Annotated in this window: 16 protein-coding genes and 1 tRNA gene; 12 read left to right on the forward strand and 5 right to left on the reverse strand. The window is 56.0% G+C overall.

Annotated elements, in window-relative coordinates; translation table 11 throughout:
* Position 1 precedes the first annotated feature (1 nt).
* The 3 genes from FYJ63_RS09195 to FYJ63_RS09200 form a co-directional block, all read right to left on the reverse strand.
* The gene (locus FYJ63_RS09195; RefSeq protein ID WP_154545994.1) at positions 2-847 is read right to left on the reverse strand and encodes a Sir2 family NAD-dependent protein deacetylase; all 846 of its coding nucleotides are present in this window, start codon (positions 845-847) and stop codon (positions 2-4) included.
* A 102-nt stretch (positions 848-949) separates the two neighbouring features.
* On the reverse strand, positions 950-1,081 hold the full coding sequence (locus tag FYJ63_RS11380; RefSeq protein WP_268233722.1) for a hypothetical protein: 132 nt from the start codon (positions 1,079-1,081) through the stop codon (positions 950-952).
* A 141-nt stretch (positions 1,082-1,222) separates the two neighbouring features.
* A complete protein-coding gene (locus FYJ63_RS09200) occupies positions 1,223-1,975 on the reverse strand; it encodes a glycerophosphodiester phosphodiesterase family protein (RefSeq protein WP_154545996.1) in 753 nt (250 codons plus the stop codon).
* Between the two features lie 186 nt (positions 1,976-2,161).
* On the opposite strand from FYJ63_RS09200, the gene amrS reads away from it, so the two are divergent.
* The gene (amrS, locus tag FYJ63_RS09205; protein ID WP_154545998.1) at positions 2,162-3,178 is read left to right on the forward strand and encodes an AmmeMemoRadiSam system radical SAM enzyme; all 1,017 of its coding nucleotides are present in this window, start codon (positions 2,162-2,164) and stop codon (positions 3,176-3,178) included.
* A gap of 276 nt (positions 3,179-3,454) precedes the next feature.
* Here amrS and rsmI read toward each other — a convergent pair whose 3' ends face one another.
* Complete coding sequence (gene rsmI / locus FYJ63_RS09210) at positions 3,455-4,330, reverse strand: 16S rRNA (cytidine(1402)-2'-O)-methyltransferase (RefSeq protein WP_154546000.1); 876 nt, start codon at positions 4,328-4,330, stop codon at positions 3,455-3,457.
* Positions 4,331-4,484: 154 nt separating this feature from the next.
* Between rsmI and FYJ63_RS09215 the strand changes: the two genes are divergently transcribed.
* From FYJ63_RS09215 to FYJ63_RS09260, 10 genes are all read left to right on the forward strand, one after another.
* Positions 4,485-6,101 (forward strand): dolichyl-phosphate-mannose--protein mannosyltransferase, encoded by a 1,617-nt coding sequence (locus FYJ63_RS09215; RefSeq protein WP_277027844.1) that lies wholly within the window; start codon positions 4,485-4,487, stop codon positions 6,099-6,101.
* A 15-nt stretch (positions 6,102-6,116) separates the two neighbouring features.
* The gene (gene metG, locus FYJ63_RS09220) at positions 6,117-7,934 is read left to right on the forward strand and encodes a methionine--tRNA ligase (RefSeq protein WP_154546002.1); all 1,818 of its coding nucleotides are present in this window, start codon (positions 6,117-6,119) and stop codon (positions 7,932-7,934) included.
* A 73-nt stretch (positions 7,935-8,007) separates the two neighbouring features.
* Positions 8,008-9,054 (forward strand): TatD family hydrolase, encoded by a 1,047-nt coding sequence (locus FYJ63_RS09225; RefSeq protein WP_154546004.1) that lies wholly within the window; start codon positions 8,008-8,010, stop codon positions 9,052-9,054.
* Positions 9,055-9,436: 382 nt separating this feature from the next.
* Positions 9,437-10,588: a resuscitation-promoting factor gene (locus FYJ63_RS09230; protein ID WP_229770102.1), complete on the forward strand. Its 1,152-nt coding sequence runs from the start codon at positions 9,437-9,439 to the stop codon at positions 10,586-10,588.
* A gap of 109 nt (positions 10,589-10,697) precedes the next feature.
* Positions 10,698-11,633: a 16S rRNA (adenine(1518)-N(6)/adenine(1519)-N(6))-dimethyltransferase RsmA gene (gene rsmA / locus FYJ63_RS09235; RefSeq protein WP_287847961.1), complete on the forward strand. Its 936-nt coding sequence runs from the start codon at positions 10,698-10,700 to the stop codon at positions 11,631-11,633.
* Complete coding sequence (gene ispE, locus FYJ63_RS09240) at positions 11,624-12,610, forward strand: 4-(cytidine 5'-diphospho)-2-C-methyl-D-erythritol kinase (RefSeq protein WP_154546011.1); 987 nt, start codon at positions 11,624-11,626, stop codon at positions 12,608-12,610. Before rsmA ends, ispE begins: the two co-directional genes overlap by 10 nt.
* 163 nt (positions 12,611-12,773) lie before the next feature.
* Positions 12,774-13,919 carry an ABC transporter substrate-binding protein gene (locus FYJ63_RS09245; protein WP_229770103.1) on the forward strand — a complete coding sequence of 382 codons (1,146 nt, stop codon included), beginning with the start codon at positions 12,774-12,776 and terminating at the stop codon, positions 13,917-13,919.
* Positions 13,909-14,892 (forward strand): ABC transporter permease, encoded by a 984-nt coding sequence (locus FYJ63_RS09250; RefSeq protein WP_154546013.1) that lies wholly within the window; start codon positions 13,909-13,911, stop codon positions 14,890-14,892. Before FYJ63_RS09245 ends, FYJ63_RS09250 begins: the two co-directional genes overlap by 11 nt.
* Entirely contained in the window at positions 14,883-15,854 is a 972-nt protein-coding gene (locus FYJ63_RS09255) for an ABC transporter permease (RefSeq protein WP_154546015.1), read from the forward strand. Before FYJ63_RS09250 ends, FYJ63_RS09255 begins: the two co-directional genes overlap by 10 nt.
* Complete coding sequence (locus tag FYJ63_RS09260; RefSeq protein WP_154546017.1) at positions 15,844-16,989, forward strand: ABC transporter ATP-binding protein; 1,146 nt, start codon at positions 15,844-15,846, stop codon at positions 16,987-16,989. Before FYJ63_RS09255 ends, FYJ63_RS09260 begins: the two co-directional genes overlap by 11 nt.
* Here FYJ63_RS09260 and FYJ63_RS09265 read toward each other — a convergent pair.
* Complete coding sequence (locus FYJ63_RS09265; protein WP_154546019.1) at positions 16,986-17,510, reverse strand: MarR family winged helix-turn-helix transcriptional regulator; 525 nt, start codon at positions 17,508-17,510, stop codon at positions 16,986-16,988. The genes FYJ63_RS09260 and FYJ63_RS09265 overlap by 4 nt on opposite strands.
* Before the next feature lie 154 nt (positions 17,511-17,664).
* On the opposite strand from FYJ63_RS09265, the gene FYJ63_RS09270 reads away from it, so the two are divergent.
* Positions 17,665-17,735, forward strand: a tRNA-Gln gene (locus FYJ63_RS09270).
* Positions 17,736-17,805: the final 70 nt, after the last annotated feature.

Genomic DNA, 17,805 nt, shown 5'->3' on the forward strand with positions numbered 1-17,805 from the left:
GCTAGGCGCCGAGGAGGTCGGCGAGGCGGGTCAGCGTTTCTGAGGCACCGGCCTCGATGCGGAGGTCTGCAGAGCGGTCATACATGGTGCGACCTCGGTTGATGATGACGAGCGGCGCGCCTTTGGCCAAGCCCGCTTGCATCGCGTAGGCCGCTGTTCCCACGACGAGGGAACTTCCCACCACGAGGACAAGGTCTGCTTTTGCTGATGCGGCCCGGGCTTGGCTCATCACGTCCGGCGGGAGTATCTGGCCAAAAAACACGACCGCCGGTTTCAAAAGCCCCCCGCAGTTCTCACACGGCACCGTCTTGAAGTCACAGGCCTCGGCGGCCTTCCGGTCTGCCACCGCGAGAATTGCGACATGCGCGGGGTCGAGATCGAGGGGATAATCCGGGTTGGCTTTGGTGAGCCGTTCATGGAGGGGCTGGCGGTCGGTGACTTGCCCGCAGATGACGCACTCGACTTTGAGGAACGTCCCGTGCATTTCGAAAACATTCTGGCAACCCGCCTTGAGATCAAGGCCGTCCACGTTCTGGGTGGCGATACCGGTCAGGAGGCCGGCGCGTTCGAGTCTGGCCTCGGCTTCGTGGGCGGGGGCGGGCTTGAGGCGGAGCATCGTCTGCCAGGTCTGGTGATTTCGCGCCCACACCCAGCGCTGCCAGACTGGGTCGGAGACGAACTGGTCGTATTCGACAGAAGGAATCTCCGTGTTGCCCTTCCCGCGATAGTCAGGAATTCCCGTATCCGTCGACATTCCTGCGCCCGTCACCATGATGGTCTTCTTGTTCTGCATCCATTCGGCGAGGGTCTGTAACTGCTTTTCGGTGGTTGTATCTAGTGGCTCCATACCCTCAGTCTAGGTCGAGGAATGAGAAATTAGTATTGATTGATGCGGTTAAGTGTGGTTTAATTAGGAGAAAGGGAAGCATTTGCCGCCCTTGCTGTGGAATCACAGAAGCGCTATAACCAGCGCTACTGCGATTAGTAATTCGGCGATGGCTCGGAACATAGCGGTCAGCTCCTTTATCCGCTGGTTCCGAGCCAAAGCTTTATCCACTCTCGCAGCTTTACGCTTTGACATGCGGTCCACCTCCTTTCCGTCTCTTCGTGCCCGGTAACAAATTGCTGTGGCGGCAGAGAGATGGCTTAGGAGCCTGGGATAAGGTTACGTCATTTTTGATTACGTTGTCTAGTGTTTTTAGCGTCCTGTGGATAACTTTTGTTATCGCAGGGCGGTGGTCATTTCGTCGGCAATATCAGTGAAAACGCCGTCTGCGCCGAGGTCTTTGAGCTCGCGGGTGCGGGTGGGGTCATTGACAGTCCAAACGTTAATGGTAAGATTGGCTTGCTTTAGGTGCTTGATGATTTCTGGAGTGAGGCCTTCGTTCTGTGGGTGAATCGTTTTTGCGCCCACGAGTTCGCAAACGCTTAGTGCATCCGGCCAAAGATTATCCTTCGTGTAAAGACAGGCAGTGGCGATTTCGGGGTGCCTTTGGTGAATAATGTAGAGGAGAACGTGGTTGAAAGAACTCACGAGGAGGCGCTCGGGGCTCCGGTCCTTGAGCCGCTGGAAACAGCGTTCTTCCACGGCCTCAAGGAGATTTAAAGACATCTCTCCGCCCGCTTCATTGGATTTGATTTCCAAGTTGCAGCCCATGCCGGTTTCGTTTAGGAAATCGACCAGGTCATCAAGGGTGGGGATGGGTTCCTGGGCGTATTGTTCGGAGTTTGGGCCGTCGAAGTGTACGCCGGCGGAGATTTTCGAAAGATCAGCGGCGGTGAGGTTGTAGATTGAGCCGGTTCGGTTGGTGGTCCGATCGAGAGTCGAATCGTGGAGGATGACAGGCGTGCCATCGCCGAGAATATCAACATCGGTTTCAATCCAGTCAAGACCGCTCTCGTGGGCAAGACGGAAAGCCGTCATCGTGTTTTCCGGGGCTTGGTGATTGAGTCCGCGATGAGCAAAGATTTCCATGTCTTCAGCCTATTATAGAAGTGAAGTCTGGGGGCGGAAATCCTGCGTGCTGCCCGCTACAACCTCCGGGCGGCGACCGGTGGGCTAGGTGGCTGCGCAAATGCGGGGAGGTCGTCGATTCCTCGGTTGTGCGCTCCGCCGAGCGGATTTCCGTTTAGCCGCCAGTCTCCCGTGAGGAAGAATAGCATGATTGCGAAGTATTGGAAGACCCTCGATGACGGGCGGGTGAAGTGTGAACTGTGTCCACGCGGGTGCGCGTTGCGGGACGGGCAAAAGGGATTTTGCTTCGTGCGTTCGGCGCACGATGGTGCGCTGCATTTGGATACGTACGGGCGGTCTTCCGGTTTTGCCATGGATCCCATTGAAAAGAAGCCCTTATTCCATTTTTTACCGTCCAGTCAAATCTTGTCTTTTGGGACGGCCGGTTGCAACTTGAACTGTAGATTTTGCCAAAACTGGGATATCTCCAAGGCGCGGGAGTTTGACCGGCTGGCGGTGGAGGCCTCACCTTCGGAAATCGCCGCGTTTGCGGCGGCGCGCGGGGCGAAATCAGTAGCCTTCACCTATAACGATCCGGTGATTTTCGCGGAATACGCCATTGATACGGCCCTGGCTTGTCGGGAAGTTGGGATTCGCGCAGTGGCAGTAACGGCGGGCTATATCAGCCCCGGCGCACGCGAGGATTTCTTCCGAGTAATGGACGGCGCCAACATTGACTTGAAGGGGTTTTCGGAGGATTTTTATTGGCATCAAACCGGAGCGCATTTAAAGGATGTCCTGGAGACAATTGCTTATGTTGCGGGCGAAACCTCTTGCTGGACTGAGTTGACGACTTTGCTGATTCCCGGACTAAATGATTCCACCGAAGAAATTACCGAGTTGACTCGCTGGGTTAGGCGCGAAATTGGACCGGACGTTCCAATCCATTTTTCAGCGTTCCATCCCGACTGGAAGCTGCGCAACATCCCGCGGACGCCGCCAGAAACATTGGCGCGGGCGCGGGAGATTGCTCTCGGCCAAGGCCTGCATTTCGTCTACACCGGCAACGTGCGGAATTTGGAGGGCGGCGCGACAATCTGTCCGAATTGCGGGGAGATGCTTGTGGCGCGCGACTGGTTCGAAGTGCTGTCTAACAGGGTAAACGTCACCAATGGTGTTGGTTTCTGTTCATCCTGTAATGCCCCCATTCCTGGCGTTTGGTGAATTTTGGTATTGCTTGTATCGGTGCGATGTGAGATAAATAGGAGCGTCGGCAATGCCAGCGCTGTGGGGCTGGAATTAGCAGCGCTACCAAAAGCGCCGCTGCAATAAGCAGTTCGGTTGTGGCTTGGAGCAAAGCGGTGAGTAGCTTTATCCGCTCGTTCCGCTCCCCACCGGTAAGCCAGCGAAAACCCCGAAAATAATGTCCCCAGACGTACAAATTGTCCTCTAACTTTACATTTAGCTTAGATTGCTTTGTATGATTTTCTAAAATGAGATTTATTTACCTACGGATAACTTTAGGTGCGTTTCGTAAAGTTGCTTTGCGGATGAGTCGAACCAGTCGGCGAGAAGTTTGGCGGCAGTTTTGGCCCGCAGACCGTTTTGGACCAGTTGTTCAAGTTTGTCGAGAAGTGCGGGGGGAACGTCTTCGTTTCCGGATAATTCCTTGTTGAACCCGCCAACTACAATGACGATTTCTCCGAGGACTTCGCCTCTATTTTCGAGCGTTTCCCTGACCGACCTCAAAGATCCGCGCAGAACTTCCTCGTGGGTTTTAGTGAGCTCGCGGGCGACAGCAGCGGGACGGTCAGGGCCAAAAACCGTCTCAAGTGAAGCGAGAGTCTCTAAGGTGCGACGCGGAGATTCCAGGACAATTAGAGTTTCCGGCTCGCGCACCATAGATTGTAACGTTTGTTCCAAAGTTATGGTCTTGCGGGGGAGAAACCCGAGAAAACGGAAAGAATCTGTGGGGAGGCCAGAAGCGACCAGCGCCAAGAGAGGTGCAGAAGGACCGGGAAGAACTGTGAAGGGGATGCCGGCGGCGCTCGCCTCGCGGGCTAAGCGGAACCCCGGATCGGAAATGCCCGGCATCCCAGCGTCAGACACCTGGAGAACCTTCGTTCCGTTGCTTGCCACCTCGAGGAGCCTTGCCGTAAGTTCTGACTCATTGTGTTCGTGGTAGGCCAGCAATTTTGCCGAAACCTCGACCTTGAGGCGTCGCGCGAGATCCCGCAGTCGGCGAGTGTCTTCGCAGGCCACCAGCTCCGCTTCGGTCAAGGCTACCCGCAGGCGCGGGGTTGAGTCTCCGACGTTACCAATCGGAGTGGCGGCGAGGACGAGGTTTAGCTTGTCGAAAGGACTTGGTAAATCCATGTTCTAATCTTCTTATGTGTGAGGTTTTTTTGCTAGTCGCTACGCCGTCGGGGTCTGACCCGCCGGCTTCGCTTGACCGCTTCGGCTGCGTCTGACTTGCCGGCTTCGCGCCGGGTGTTTTAGCGACTCACAGAAAACCCACTAGACTGAGAAGGTGCTTTTGAAGAACCCGCCGGTGTTTTTGACCCCGCGGTTTGTGACGCGCCCCGAAATGAAGTCGCCGGAAGCCAAGTGGGCACTATTTGGCCCGCTCGCGGTCATGGTTCTGGCTTTCATCTCTCGCGCGATTCGGCTCGGCTCAATAAAGACCCTCGTCTTTGACGAAACCTACTACGTCAAGGACGCTTATGGCCTCATCAAACGCGGCTACGAAGTCCAATGGCCCAAAGACTACGATGAAGTCTTCCTCTCCGGTCAATTTACGCTCCCTACTCAAGGCTCATTCGTCGTCCATCCCACCGTCGGGAAATGGCTCATCGGGGCGGGGATGGAGCTTTTCGGGAACAATCCCTGGGGCTGGCGCATTGCAGTCTGCCTCGCCGGAGCCGTCAGCGTTTTCCTCTTGGGTCGCATCGTCTGGCACCTTTTTGGAAGCGGCAAAATGGCGACTCTGGCGAGCTTCCTACTGGCCATTGATGGAGTCCAAATCGCCCTGTCCCGCACCGCGATTCTAGACATCATTTTGGAGATGTTTATCCTTCTTGGCGTGCTGTTCTTCGTCCGCGACCAGCTCAGTTACCGACCGAAGCTCCTCGCGGCCCTGCAAGAGATTGATGAACTTCGCCACACTAAAAAGCTCCAGAGCGCAACGCTACAGACCAAGCCCCAGAAACCCGCAAGCTTCCGCGAAAAATTCGGTCCAGTTTTCTGGTGGCGACCCTGGCTAATGGCAGCGGGAATCGCCTGGGGGCTCGCCATGAGCGTGAAATGGTCGGGGCTCTATCTCGTGGCGGTTTTCGGGATTTTCGCTTTCATTCGCGAGCTGACTGCCCGCTGGGCCACCGAACCCAAGTGGCTGGCCTCCTCTATCATCACCGGCGGGATTCCCGCCTTCATCAACCTCGTCCCTATTAGCGGCGTGGTCTACTTGCTTTCTTGGGCGAGCTGGTTTGTCCATCCGCAAGGTTGGGGCCACACTCCGGGCGGGAATGTCCTTAGTGACTGGTGGAAATACCACGAGCAAATCCTCAATTTCCACACAACTCTTGAATCCGACCACCCCTATAAATCAAACCCTTGGGGCTGGCTCCTGCAACTGCGTCCCACCTCCTTCTACTACGAGAAAGTCGCGGGGGATTGCGGTAAGGATCAATGTATCCAGTCCGTGACTTCGCTCGGAAATCCGCTCCTGTGGTGGCTCGGTTTCTTGGCTTTCCTCGCGGTCATGGTCGCGGCTTTCGCCTTCCTAGATTGGCGGGCAGGGCTCATCCTGGCCGGATATTTTGCAACTTACGGGCCGTGGCTGATTTACTCCAACCGGACAATCTTCACCTTCTATACCGTGGTTATCTCCCCGTTTGTGGTGCTGTCGCTGATTTACGTTCTCGGAATCATGATGGGGGCGTGGCGGGTGGCCGCCGACAAAAATTGGACCGGACGTTACAATCTTGTGCCGGCACCCTATCCAGTCAATCAGGGGCTTATCTGGGGAGGGCTCGCTATCGTGGCGGTTATCCTCCTGGCTGCGGTCTTCTTCTTCCCGATTTGGACCGGTATGACGATTCCGCAGGGGCAGTTCTATTGGCGAATGTGGCTCCCCTCCTGGATTTAAGCATAAGATTGAAGCATGACTCATATTCTTTCAGCCGTGGCATGGCCTTATGCAAATGGTCCGCGTCACATTGGACATGTGGCCGGTTTTGGGATTCCTTCGGATGTTTTTTCGCGCTATATGCGAATGTGCGGCCACAACGTTTTGATGGTTTCCGGAACTGACGAGCATGGCACACCGATTCTCGTGGCCGCGGAAGCCGAGGGAGTCACTCCGCGTGAACTCGCGAACAAGAACAACCGCCTCATTGTGGAAGATCTATGCCAACTGGGGCTGTCCTATGACCTCTTCACCCGCACCACTACTGGAAACCACTATGCGGTCGTGCGCTCCATGTTCGAGGTCGTGCGCGACAATGGCTATATGAAAGTCCAGACCACGCGCGGGGCGATTTCACCTTCCACCGGACGCACCCTGCCAGATCGCTATATAGAGGGGATTTGTCCGATTTGTGGCGCGGAAGGCGCACGAGGCGATCAGTGTGACACTTGCGGGAACCAACTTGACCCGACAGATCTCATCAAACCGCGTTCGAAGATAAACGGCGAGACCCCAAAGTTTATTGAGACGGAACATTACTTCCTGGATTTGCCCGCGCTTGCTGACGCTTTGACGAAGTGGCTTGATGACCGCGAGGCGAACGGGAACTGGCGGCCCAACGTCATCAAGTTCTCCAAGAACTTCTTGAAAGACATCAAGCCGCGAGCCATGACCCGTGACATCGATTGGGGGATTCCGATTCCCGGATGGGAAGACCAGCCAAAACGGCTCTATGTGTGGTTCGATGCGGTGGTCGGATACCTCTCAGCCTCGATTGAATGGGCGCGGCGTTTTGGCTCCACGCCGGAGGATTGGCGTCAGTGGTGGAATGACCCCGAGGCTTTGTCCTATTACTTCATGGGCAAGGACAACATCGTGTTCCACTCCCAGATTTGGCCAGCAGAGCTGCTCGGTTACAACGGCGAGGGGGATTTTGGCGGTGAACCCGGGGACATGGGACGGTTGAACCTTCCGACCGAGGTGGTGTCCTCGGAGTTCTTGACGATGGAAGGTAAGAAGTTCGCTTCGTCGCGAGGGATTGTGATCTATGTTCGCGATATGCTTTCGCGCTACCAGGTCGATGCCTTGCGGTATTTCATCAGCGCGGCCGGGCCGGAGAACCAGGACGCGGACTTCACCTGGGGTGAGTTTGTGCGGCGCACCAACGGAGAGCTCGTGGCGGCGTGGGGAAACCTCGTCAACCGGACGGCTTCGATGATTGCCAAACGGTTCGGGGAGATTCCGGCTGCGGGTGACTTGGAGGCTGTTGACCAAGAGCTGCTCGACATGGTCGACGCCGGTTTTGGAACGGTCGGTTCAATGATTGAGTCTCACCATCAAAAGGCAGCCATTGCGGAAGTGATGCGGCTTGTGGGTGAGGCGAACCGATATGTGGCGGTAACCGAGCCCTTCAAGTTGAAAGACGAGTCCGAGCGGGAACGCCTGGGGACGATTCTTCACGTTTTGGCGCAGGTAGTTTCGGACTTGAACCTAATGATGTCCCCGTTCTTGCCGACTTCAGCAAATGCTATAGATCGCGTTTTGGGCGGAGAAGGCCGGATTGCGCCGATGCCGCGAATCGAGGAAGTCGTCGATTTGGATGTCAAGAATGAAGACGGTTCTGAGAGGGCTTATCCCGTGATTACCGGAGACTACACCGGTGCCCCAACCTGGGAGCGCCATCCTGTAACGGTCGGTCAAAAAGTGGAGAAGCCGACTCCCGTGTTCGAGAAACTCGATGAATCCGTGGTAGACGAGGAAATCGCCCGCTACGCCGATCTGTTGAATAAGTGAAACGATGGGGGCGTGCTTTTTCGTCCCACTTTTGGGACGAAAAAGCACGCCCCCATCGTCCCAGGGAGAGAAGATGGGGAAGCATAAGCCGAGGTTGTGGCCACCGGTGCCGGTGGTAGGTTCCGCACTGGAGAAGGGGATGGCTTCGGAGCGAGGGTTCACGCTGGAGGAGGGGGTTGTTCCGGGGCGAGAGCTTTCAACCGAAGAAGAGGGGACTCGCGGGAGTGGGCCGCTGTTTGATAACCACACGCATTTGCCCTTGTTGCCCGGGGAGTTTATCTCCGATTCATCCGGGAAGCGGTTGAGTGCGGAGGAGCAAATATCCCGCGCAGCCCTAGCCGGAGTGGAGCGGATTGTGGTTTCGCAATGTTCACTCCCGGAGGTGCAAACTCTGAGCGAGCAGCGAGAACGCTTTTCAGGAGCGGCATTTGCGACCGTGTATTTTGCGGTAGCCATCCACCCCAACGATGCGCCGCGGCACTTGGGGATTCTAGAAACAGGCCCGGACGGGGTCGCGCAAACTCGCGAATCTTGGCAAGAAACCCCGCTGGAGGAAGCTATTGCCGCAGTGGAATCGGCAGCGCGCCAGAGCGCGGCGCGAGGTAGCGGGAAGGTAGTAGCAATCGGAGAGACGGGGCTGGATTATTTCCGGACTGCGGAAGCAGGAAAAGACGCACAAAAACAGGCTTTTGAAGCCCATGTTGAACTCGCGAAGATGCTGGATTTACCCCTGCAGATTCATGACCGCGAGGCCCATGCCGATTGTGTAGCGCTTTTGAAACGAGTTGGTGCGCCGCGCCGCACCGTGTTTCACTGTTTTTCCGGGGATGCGGAGCTTGCGGGGATCTTAGCCGAAAACGGATGGTACGCGAGTTTTGCGGGAAACGTGACCTATCCGGCAAACACGGATATTCAAGCGGGGGTTCTGGAGATGCCAGCGGAGTTGCGACTTATAGAAACTGACGCTCCGTATTTGACTCCCGCGCCGTATCGGGGGAGGCCGAATGCCTCGTATTTGATAGGATATACGGCCGATTTTTTGGCGGACCTGGTCGGGATTGAACCGGACGAGTTGCGGGCGCAGACTTTTGCCAATGCGCGAGAGGTCTATGGGATTTAGGGTGATATGGCTTCGCCGGCGGGTCAGACCCTTCCGGCTTCGTTCGCTTCGCTCACTACTCCGGAGAGGTCTGACCCGCCGGCTGCGCGTTTCGTCAAGAGGTCTGACCCGCCGGCTGCGCCTGACCCGTGTTGGCTGTGTATCGGAGCTTTCCAGGTCCTAACCCAGGAGAGTATCGCACTGTCACTATTTCCAGTGCGTGCGATATTCTCCTGGGTTAGGACCAGACCGCAGATTGCCACCGATGCTGTCCCAACCGAAAACTATGAATTTTTGTGAAAGATGTGACAACTGTTAACTGATGTGACAGAATATATAACGAATTGGACAACTTTATAACGTTTCGATAACATTTTCACCTATGGGGAAGTTGACTCAATTGATGAAGAAAATCACGCATCGCGCGCCGCGACATGCAGCATCTGTAGAGGTAGCCGTGGATTCGCGGCGTTTCCTGGTTCCACTAGCGGCGGTAATTATCGCCATTGCCATGGTTGCGACCGGCATTGGAACCGCTTTTGCGCTGGCTTACAAGACCGCTGACGTGACCTTTGACGGGAAAACCCGCACCATCTCATCCTGGGGAGCAACAGTATCTGACCTCTTGAAAGATAATGCGATAACCCTTGATGACAAGGACAAAGTCACCCCCGGACTTTCCACCGAGTTGAAAACCGGCATGGACATCGAGATTCTGTCCTCCCGCGAGGTAACCGTGATTCTAAATGGTCAGGAAATCACTGTTGACACGACCGAATTGAGCGCGGCGGCGGCCATCAAGAACAACTGGCCAGACCAGTCGGTACTGTTCAAGAATACTTTCGGAAAAGATCATTACGGGGTGGAACTTCCGCTTTTTGCTCCGGGAGATGAATTCCAGCTCGTGCACGATGGGGTTACCGATTTGGCAAAGGCCCAGAAGGGCGAGGTGGCTGAGGATATCCTTGAGCGAGTCAACCTCAAGATGGGGGATAAAGACCTCCTCAACATTACTTTCAATCCCGGCGCGCTTCCCATCATGCAGGTTCAGCGCGTGACCGAGGAAGACGTCACCTCTCAAGAAGTCATTCCTTTTGAGACGGAAACAACCAATGATGCCAATAAGTACCAGGATGAAAAAACCGTGACCCAGGCTGGCGTCAACGGTTTGAAAGAAATCGTGAAGACAATCCGCAAGGTTGACGGTCAAATCCAATCCGAGAACGTGAAGAGCGAAAACGTCATCACCCAGCCGGTGACAAAGAAAGTCACAGTAGGAACAAAGGCACGTCCCGCCGGAGCTGCCATCGCGGCTACTGGAGATGTGTGGAGCAAGCTCGCCTTCTGTGAGTCGGGCGGTCGTCCGGGCACCAACACCGGTAACGGCTTCTACGGAATGTACCAGTTCACCTTGTCTACCTGGCGTTCAGTGGGTGGAACCGGGCTTCCGAGTGATGCCAGCGCCGAAGAACAGACTAAGCGGGCGCAGATCCTGCAGGCACGCGCGGGATGGGGGCAATGGCCAGCCTGCTCGCGGAAACTCGGCCTGCGGTAAACCCACAACTGTTTATCATCTGTCGCGCGTTGCCGCGCTCAGTTCTGTTAAACTTTGCGGTTTTACAGGCGAGTAGTTTAAGAGGTAAGAATTAGGCTAAATTTCAAATGTGAACTTGTTGGGAACAAGAGATATTCGCCAATTGTGCGGGGAGCTGGGGATAAGGCCGTCGAAAAAGCGGGGTCAGAATTTTGTGACTGACCCGGGGACGGTGCGCCGGATTGCCGCTTTGGGGGTTGTAGAAGGCGAGGAATCCCCGACAGTGCTTGAAATTGGGCCCGGTTTAGGGTCTCTCACTTTGGCGCTGTTGGAGCGTGGCGCAAAGGTTGCTGCTGTGGAGATTGATCGACTTTTGGCTCAGTCTTTACCGGAAACTGTGCGCGCCCACGGGGGAAACGTGGAGAGCCTTCGGGTGATTCAGCAAGATGCTCTGCAGACTGCTTCCGGGGCGCAACTTGTCGAGGGAACCGGATGGGAAGAGCCGCGGCTTCTCGTGGCCAATTTGCCCTACAATGTCGCCACACCTCTGCTTCTGCACGCTTTGGAGGTGATGCCGAAGCTGCGTCGCGCAGTGGTTATGGTGCAAGCCGAGGTGGCAGACCGCTGGGTGGCGAAAGCAACCGATGAGGCCTACGGGGCGCCAAGCGCGAAACTGGCTTGGTGGGGCAGAGCCCAACGCGCTTTTGCGGTGTCTCGGCAAGTGTTTATCCCGGTTCCGAACGTGGATTCGACCGTATTGGAGTTTGAACGAGAAGACATTTTGGACCGACTGATTCAAAATGGTTTGAGTGGCTTAGAAGACGCTTCTAAAGGTCAGGTAGAGCGGTTACGCCAGGAGACCTTTGACGTGATTGCCCAGGCTTTTGGACAGCGGCGCAAAACGCTGCGCCAAGCGCTAGCTCTTTATGCTGGTTCACCCAATGAGGCGGCCTCACTGGTAGAGAAAGCGGGACTCGATCCCAGCCTTCGCGCCGAGAGACTAGAGGTGGTTGATTTTGCCAAAATCGCTGGGGTAAAAATGAATCGTGACGGAGAATGGCAGTGAGAATTACCCAACATCGAGACGGCCAGTGGCGGCGGGTGGAAGTTAGCGCTCCGGCGAAAGTGAACCTGTTCCTAGCGGTTGGAGGCGTGCCAGAAGGGGAAGCTCGTCATCAATTGTTGACGGTATTCCAGTGCCTTGATCTGTCCGAACAGCTCCGACTCAGCACAATTGGAACAAGTGGTACAGAATCTGGTGGCGCTCGCGCGAGTGAGCCAGGGGAAGTCAACAACGACGACGAGGTAATTACTCGTCTGGCTCCGGGTTTAACCGCGCCAAGTGACCTCGATGGAGAGGGAAACCTTATCCGCCAGGCGCTTAGAAAACTTCGCGAAGTCACCGGCGCCCCGATTCCCGCCACTCGAGTCGAAGTAGAGAAAAATATTCCGGTAGCCGGCGGTATGGCCGGAGGCTCGGCGGACGCAGCCGGAACTCTCGCGGGTGCCAACGCACTTTACGGGCTTGGTCTCACGAATCCTGAGCTCGAAGAAATCGGGGCCGAAATCGGGGCCGACGTGCCCGCAATTTTGCGCGGCGGTAACGCTCTAGGGCGGCGTTTTGGAGACGTGATGACTTCTTTACCGAGTGGTCCAAAACGCCACTGGGTTCTCGCCATCTCGAGCGTGGGGCTGTCCACTCCGGAAGTGTTTCGCGAGTTCGACCGACTCGCACCGAGCCCCGTCAAACTTCCTGATAACCCGCCGGATAGTTTCCTCTCCGCGCTCACCGGAAGCGCGGAGGTGCTTGCTGAAACGCTGCAAAACGACCTGGAAGATCCGGCACTTCGCCTGCGGCCAGAACTCGGTGAGATTAAAGCTACCGCTATCGAGGCTGGCGCTTTGGCGGCGATTATCTCCGGTTCGGGCCCGACGATTGCTTGTCTTTGCGCTGATGAGGCTACAGCTAGACGCGTTCAAGCAGCCTTGCAGCACCATCCCCAAGTCGCTCTCGCTTTACCGACCTTTGGCCCAGAGCTCTAAAATTCAAGCGCGTGTACTGGAACAGTCAGTCCACTTTACAATCGCAAACGAATTTTACGAGGCAACCGAAGCATTTACTCGCTTTTAACGTTTCTCAAAACGACCCTTTACATCTCTTTCCTATTCTGATTACGTCATGCAATCTCACTAGGAAAGGATCACCTTGAAACAGCGAATCTCCGTTTTTACCGGTTTGGCTCTCTTTGCCAGCGCGTCTTTGGGTTTGAGCGCCTGTGGCAGCTCCGCAGCCAATGCTGAAAGCGCCGAGAACAAGGCAAAATACCAGGCTGCAACCTCTATTGATGACTTCGATGGCATGGAGGGGCTCGAGAAGGCAGCCATAGCGGAAGGACAGTTGAACGTCATCGCCTTGCCACACGACTGGTCAAATTGGGGCGGAGTACTGGAGTCTTTCAAGAAGAAGTACCCCGAAATCAAGGTAAATGAACAGAACCCGAACGCTTCTTCCAAGGAAGAAATCGACGCCATAAAGACCAACCAGGGAACCGACAAGGCTCCGGACACGGTTGATGTGGGGATTGCGGTGGCCACTGAATCCACCCAATATTTTGCCGCGTACGAAACTCAGGGTGCGAAAAACATCGACCCCGCTTTGAAGCAAAAGGACAATCTTTACACTCCGGATTACACCGGCGTCATGTCTGTGGGCTGGAATAAAACCAAGTACGGCGACATCTCCAAGATTGAGGATCTGAAGGATCCGAAGTTCAAGGGCGTGGTTTCTTTGAACGGTAAGCCCGCCGAAGCAGGCGCGGCCTTCAACGGCTTCTTGATGGCGAACCTTGCCAATGGTGGCGACTTGAACAATCTCCAGCCCGGACTCGACTTCTTCACCGAACTCAAGAAGCTCGGCAACCTCAACACTATCGACGTCACCTCCGCCACGATTGACTCCGGTCAAACTGCGGCCATCTTTGACTGGTCCTACAACCAAGCCTCAACTCGCGACCGACTAAAGGCGCAGGGAGTGGAATGGGGGATTATTGTTTTCCCCGGCTCGGAAGTTGGTAGCTACTACCAACAGGCCATCAACAAGGAAGCACCTCACCCCGCGGCGGCTCGCCTCTGGCAGGAATTCCTCTACAGTCCGGAAGCTCAGAACCTCTGGATGAAGGGCGGGGCTATGCCGGTTTTGATGGCACAGATGGAAAAGGACGGCACTATTGATGCCGAGGCCAAAGCCACCTTGGTCGAGACCTCGCAACCCCCGTTGACCTACTCGGCGGAAGATTCTTCTCGCATCACCAAGTGGCTCCAGGAGAATTGGGACAAGGCCATTGGAAACTAAGCCTCAAAACGTAACTGCGGGGACTGGGGAGCTCACAACCACGGCTCCCCAGTCCGGGGGTGTTAGCGAAACCAACCGCATCGATTCGCGCAACGCCACCGCCGACAACCTCAAATCAAAATCCGGACTAGCCCTCGGCAGATCCACGGATTTCGTCACGGTACCGTTTTTCCTCTATGTGGCAGTGTTCTTATTGACCCCGACACTAATCGTGGTCATCGGAGCCTTCACCAGCGCCACCGGCGGATTCACCTTGATGAACCTCAGTAAGCTCGGGGAACCGAACACGCTTTCTTCCCTGGGGACCTCGGTCTTCGTCTCGGTGGCCTCGGCGTTGATTGGCTCGATTGTGGGTGCGCTGGCCTGTTATGCGCTTGTGTCGCGTTCTTCCCAAACGGGGTTGGTGAGAAGGCTCATCAATGCGGTGTCCTCTGTTCTGGCGCAATTCGGCGGCGTCATGCTGGCATTCGCCTTCATCGCCACCATCGGCATCAACGGGATTGGAACGCAGCTTCTTTTTGCTGCCACCGGATACCAACTCGACCCGAACTGGCTCGCATCCTTGCCCGGTTTGGTCTTGATTTACTGCTACTTCCAGATTCCCCTCATGATTATCGTGTTTCTTCCCGCCATGGACTCGCTGCGTCCCCAGTGGAAGGAAGCAACCGTGAATCTCGGCGGGACGACCTGGGATTACTGGTCGAAAGTGGCCGGGCCGATCCTGTGGCCGCGGTTTTTGGGGGCATTCCTGCTGCTCTTTGCCAACGCGTTTTCCGCCTATGCGACGGCCGCGGCGCTGTTCACCCAGCGTGCCATCCTCTTGCCGTTGATGATTCAAGGGGCTCTTCGCAACGAGCAAGACATCGGCCAAAACGGATTCGCCCAATCGTTGGCCTTGCTGATGGTCGTGGTCGTGGCGCTGGTCATGACAGGCTATGCCCAACTACAGAAGAGGACGGCGCAATGGGAGTAAAGGAAGAACACAGCCTCGTCACGCCGGCGTGGGATGCGGGGGAGGGGGTGGCTCCCGTAAACACCTTGGACGGCGTTGCTCACGCCTCCGCTGACGCCTCCGCTGACGCTCCGCGTTCTCGGCGCACGCATCTGGAGGGCGAACACCCGATGCTATTTGCCGCCTATCAGTGGGGGATTTTGGCGCTAGTGCTGGCGTTCTTGTTCATTCCGCTGTTGGGGATGCTGATTTTTTCGGTTCGCTTCCCCCTGACCGGCGCGTGGACGGCGGGAGCCTGGGAAACGATCTTCAGCTTCTCCGGCACAACTGCTTCGGGAACGGATATGTCCCTGTTGTGGGAAGGGCTGTTCAACTCGCTGGCGTTGAGTCTCTTCACCGTGGTTTTGATGCTGGCGCTGCTGTTGCCGACAATGTTGGCTCTAAAGATTCGTCCCTCGAAACTGTCGCGGGTTGTGGAATTTATTTGTCTCTTACCGCTCGCGATTCCAGCCATCGTGTTGGTCGTGGGGTTGGCGCCGATTTACCGGTTTATCTCCATCCATGTTTTCAACACCCACCCGATTTGGCTCGGTTTTGCCTACACCATCCTCGTGTTGCCTTTTGCCTATCGGGCTTTGGATGCGGGATTCTCGACAATACCGGTGAAAACCCTGGTAGAGGCCTCGCGCTCTTTGGGAGCTTCGTGGCCGACAGTCATGCTTCGGGTCATCATCCCGAATCTTCGTGGAGCAATCGGGGCGGCCTCCTTCATCACGATTGCGGTGGTCCTCGGGGAATTTACGATTGCCTCTTTGCTGAATCGAAACAACCTCCAGGTCGCCATCTTCCAACTGGGACAAGACGATTCGATGACCGCGACGGCTCTGGCGCTCCTCACGATGGTTCTGGGCATCGTGTTGCTGATGGCGCTGGAAATTGTGAGCTACGAACTTAAGAAGAAACGAGAGAAAAATGGAAAATGAAAACGTGGGAGCCGAGGTCAAGCTCATTGACCTCAACAAAAAGTATGGGGAGACGAAGGCTCTGGACCACTTGAGCTGTGAATTCCACCGCGGAGAGATGATTGTCCTCTTGGGGCCGTCTGGATGCGGGAAAACCACCGCTCTTAGGGCCTTGACGGGCTTGATGCAGGTAGACAGCGGCCAGATTATCGTCAACGGCAGGGACATTACGATGATGAATCCGGCCAAGCGCAATATGGCGATGGTGTTCCAGCAATACTCGCTATTCCCGAATATGACCGTCCAGGAAAATGTGGAATTTGGCCTGCGGGTCCGCAAAATGCCCGTCGAGCAGCGCACAAGAAAAGCGCGGGAAGCCCTGGAGATGGTGGGGCTCGCCGACCAAGCCTCGAAGTACACGCATCAAATGTCTGGTGGCCAGCAGCAACGAGTGGCCTTGGCGCGGGCTCTGGTCTTGAGGCCCGAGGTTTTGGCGCTGGATGAGCCTTTGTCGGCCTTGGACGCGAAAGTTCGAGTGCAGTTGCGTGAGGAGATTCGCCGTCTCCAACAGCAGACTGGTTCGACCGCGCTTTTCGTCACCCACGACCAGGAAGAGGCCCTGGCGGTGGCCGACCGGATTGGGGTGATGAAAGACGGGAAACTTCAACAGCTAGCCGAGCCGTGGCGGATTTATAACGAACCCGCCAATGAGTTTGTGGCGACCTTTATCGGGGAATCGAGCCGGATTCCGGCGGTGATTAGAGACGGGGTGGCTCTGGTGGGGGACCAACAAGTGCCAGTGCTCGGGACTTCCTCAAAGCGTAGCAACGGAAAAGCCACGATTCTCGTCCGTCCGGAAGCGGTACAGCTGCAGTTGGCGGTCGAAGAAACTCGCAACGCGGAGAATTGTGGCACCGTGAAAGAGATACAGTTCCTCGGTTCCACCGCGAAAATCCAAGTTGAGATGGTTTCCGGAACTGCTTTAACCGCACAGATTAATCCTTCCGAAGCGATGGTGTTGGTTCCGGGCCAGCGGGTTTCTATCCAGATAGAACCCAAAGCGGTGTTGGCTGTGGCTCGCGATGAGAATCCGGCGCGGGCGAATCCCATCAAGATTGTGAAGAAGGGCTCTGCGCTGGCACCCGCGGCGGTTTAGCGGGTGGGGTTGTCGAAGGGACGCAAAATAGTTCGTAAGTGGTTCGCGAGGATCTCGACATCTGCTTGAGGCATTTCTCCTAGCCACTGTCTTTCGGTCTGCATCAGCTCGGTGATTGCCGCGTCGGCAGCCTGCTTCCCCGCTTCGGTCAAGATCACCAAGATAGCGCGACGATCTTCCGGGTGGTCGGTGCGACGAACCAGACCTCGTTCCTCCAATCGGTCGATGCGGTTGGTCATAGTGCCGGAAGAGACCAGCGACAGCTGCATCAAGGCGCCAGGGGTCAACGCAAATGGCTCTCCAGCGCGGCGTAGTGCCGAGAGCACGTCAAAAGACCACGGTTCCAAATCCACCTTGGAGAAAGCCACGCGACGAGCAACATCCAAGTGACGAGCCAAGCGCGAGACTCGCGAAAACACGGAGAGCGGAGTGAGATCAGCCTTTGGGAGCAGGGCGCGCCAAGCGGCGAGAATACCGTCAACCTCATCTGGGCTCGGCTGCGCTTGGAGTTCTGAAGTCATGTTTTGCCACCTCCTGAACTGGCTAATTATCAACCATAATAATAGTCGATATCGAGATTCTTTGGTGGCGAGATTATTTATGACTTGGGAAAACTGGGGATAAATGGCAAAATAGTGGGGCGCGGTGACGCGATTGAGTTCGCGATAACAGCAATCCGCCCTGGTGTAATGGCAGCACAGAGGTTTTTGGTACCTTTAGTCTGGGTTCGAATCCTGGGGGCGGAACTTTTTATGCCTTTGGAGGCGGTAGGATAGAACCTGTCAGGCCGGTATTCGGCACAGCACTTGCGAGGGG

Origin of the sequence: Mobiluncus porci (assembly GCF_009695935.1) — a bacterium.
Lineage (GTDB): Bacteria > Actinomycetota > Actinomycetes > Actinomycetales > Actinomycetaceae > Mobiluncus > Mobiluncus porci.

What these genes read in the sequence shown, in the direction of transcription:
- FYJ63_RS09195 (WP_154545994.1), bottom strand. Translation starts at nt 847, where the DNA reads ATGGAGCCACTAGATACAACCACCGAAAAGCAGTTACAGACCCTCGCC.
- FYJ63_RS11380 (WP_268233722.1), bottom strand. Translation starts at nt 1,081, where the DNA reads ATGTCAAAGCGTAAAGCTGCGAGAGTGGATAAAGCTTTGGCTCGGAAC.
- FYJ63_RS09200 (WP_154545996.1), bottom strand. Translation starts at nt 1,975, where the DNA reads ATGGAAATCTTTGCTCATCGCGGACTCAATCACCAAGCCCCGGAAAAC.
- amrS (WP_154545998.1), top strand. Translation starts at nt 2,162, where the DNA reads ATGATTGCGAAGTATTGGAAGACCCTCGATGACGGGCGGGTGAAGTGT.
- rsmI (WP_154546000.1), bottom strand. Translation starts at nt 4,330, where the DNA reads ATGGATTTACCAAGTCCTTTCGACAAGCTAAACCTCGTCCTCGCCGCC.
- metG (WP_154546002.1), top strand. Translation starts at nt 6,117, where the DNA reads ATGACTCATATTCTTTCAGCCGTGGCATGGCCTTATGCAAATGGTCCG.
- FYJ63_RS09225 (WP_154546004.1), top strand. Translation starts at nt 8,008, where the DNA reads ATGGGGAAGCATAAGCCGAGGTTGTGGCCACCGGTGCCGGTGGTAGGT.
- FYJ63_RS09230 (WP_229770102.1), top strand. Translation starts at nt 9,437, where the DNA reads ATGAAGAAAATCACGCATCGCGCGCCGCGACATGCAGCATCTGTAGAG.
- ispE (WP_154546011.1), top strand. Translation starts at nt 11,624, where the DNA reads ATGGCAGTGAGAATTACCCAACATCGAGACGGCCAGTGGCGGCGGGTG.
- FYJ63_RS09255 (WP_154546015.1), top strand. Translation starts at nt 14,883, where the DNA reads ATGGGAGTAAAGGAAGAACACAGCCTCGTCACGCCGGCGTGGGATGCG.
- FYJ63_RS09260 (WP_154546017.1), top strand. Translation starts at nt 15,844, where the DNA reads ATGGAAAATGAAAACGTGGGAGCCGAGGTCAAGCTCATTGACCTCAAC.
- FYJ63_RS09265 (WP_154546019.1), bottom strand. Translation starts at nt 17,510, where the DNA reads ATGACTTCAGAACTCCAAGCGCAGCCGAGCCCAGATGAGGTTGACGGT.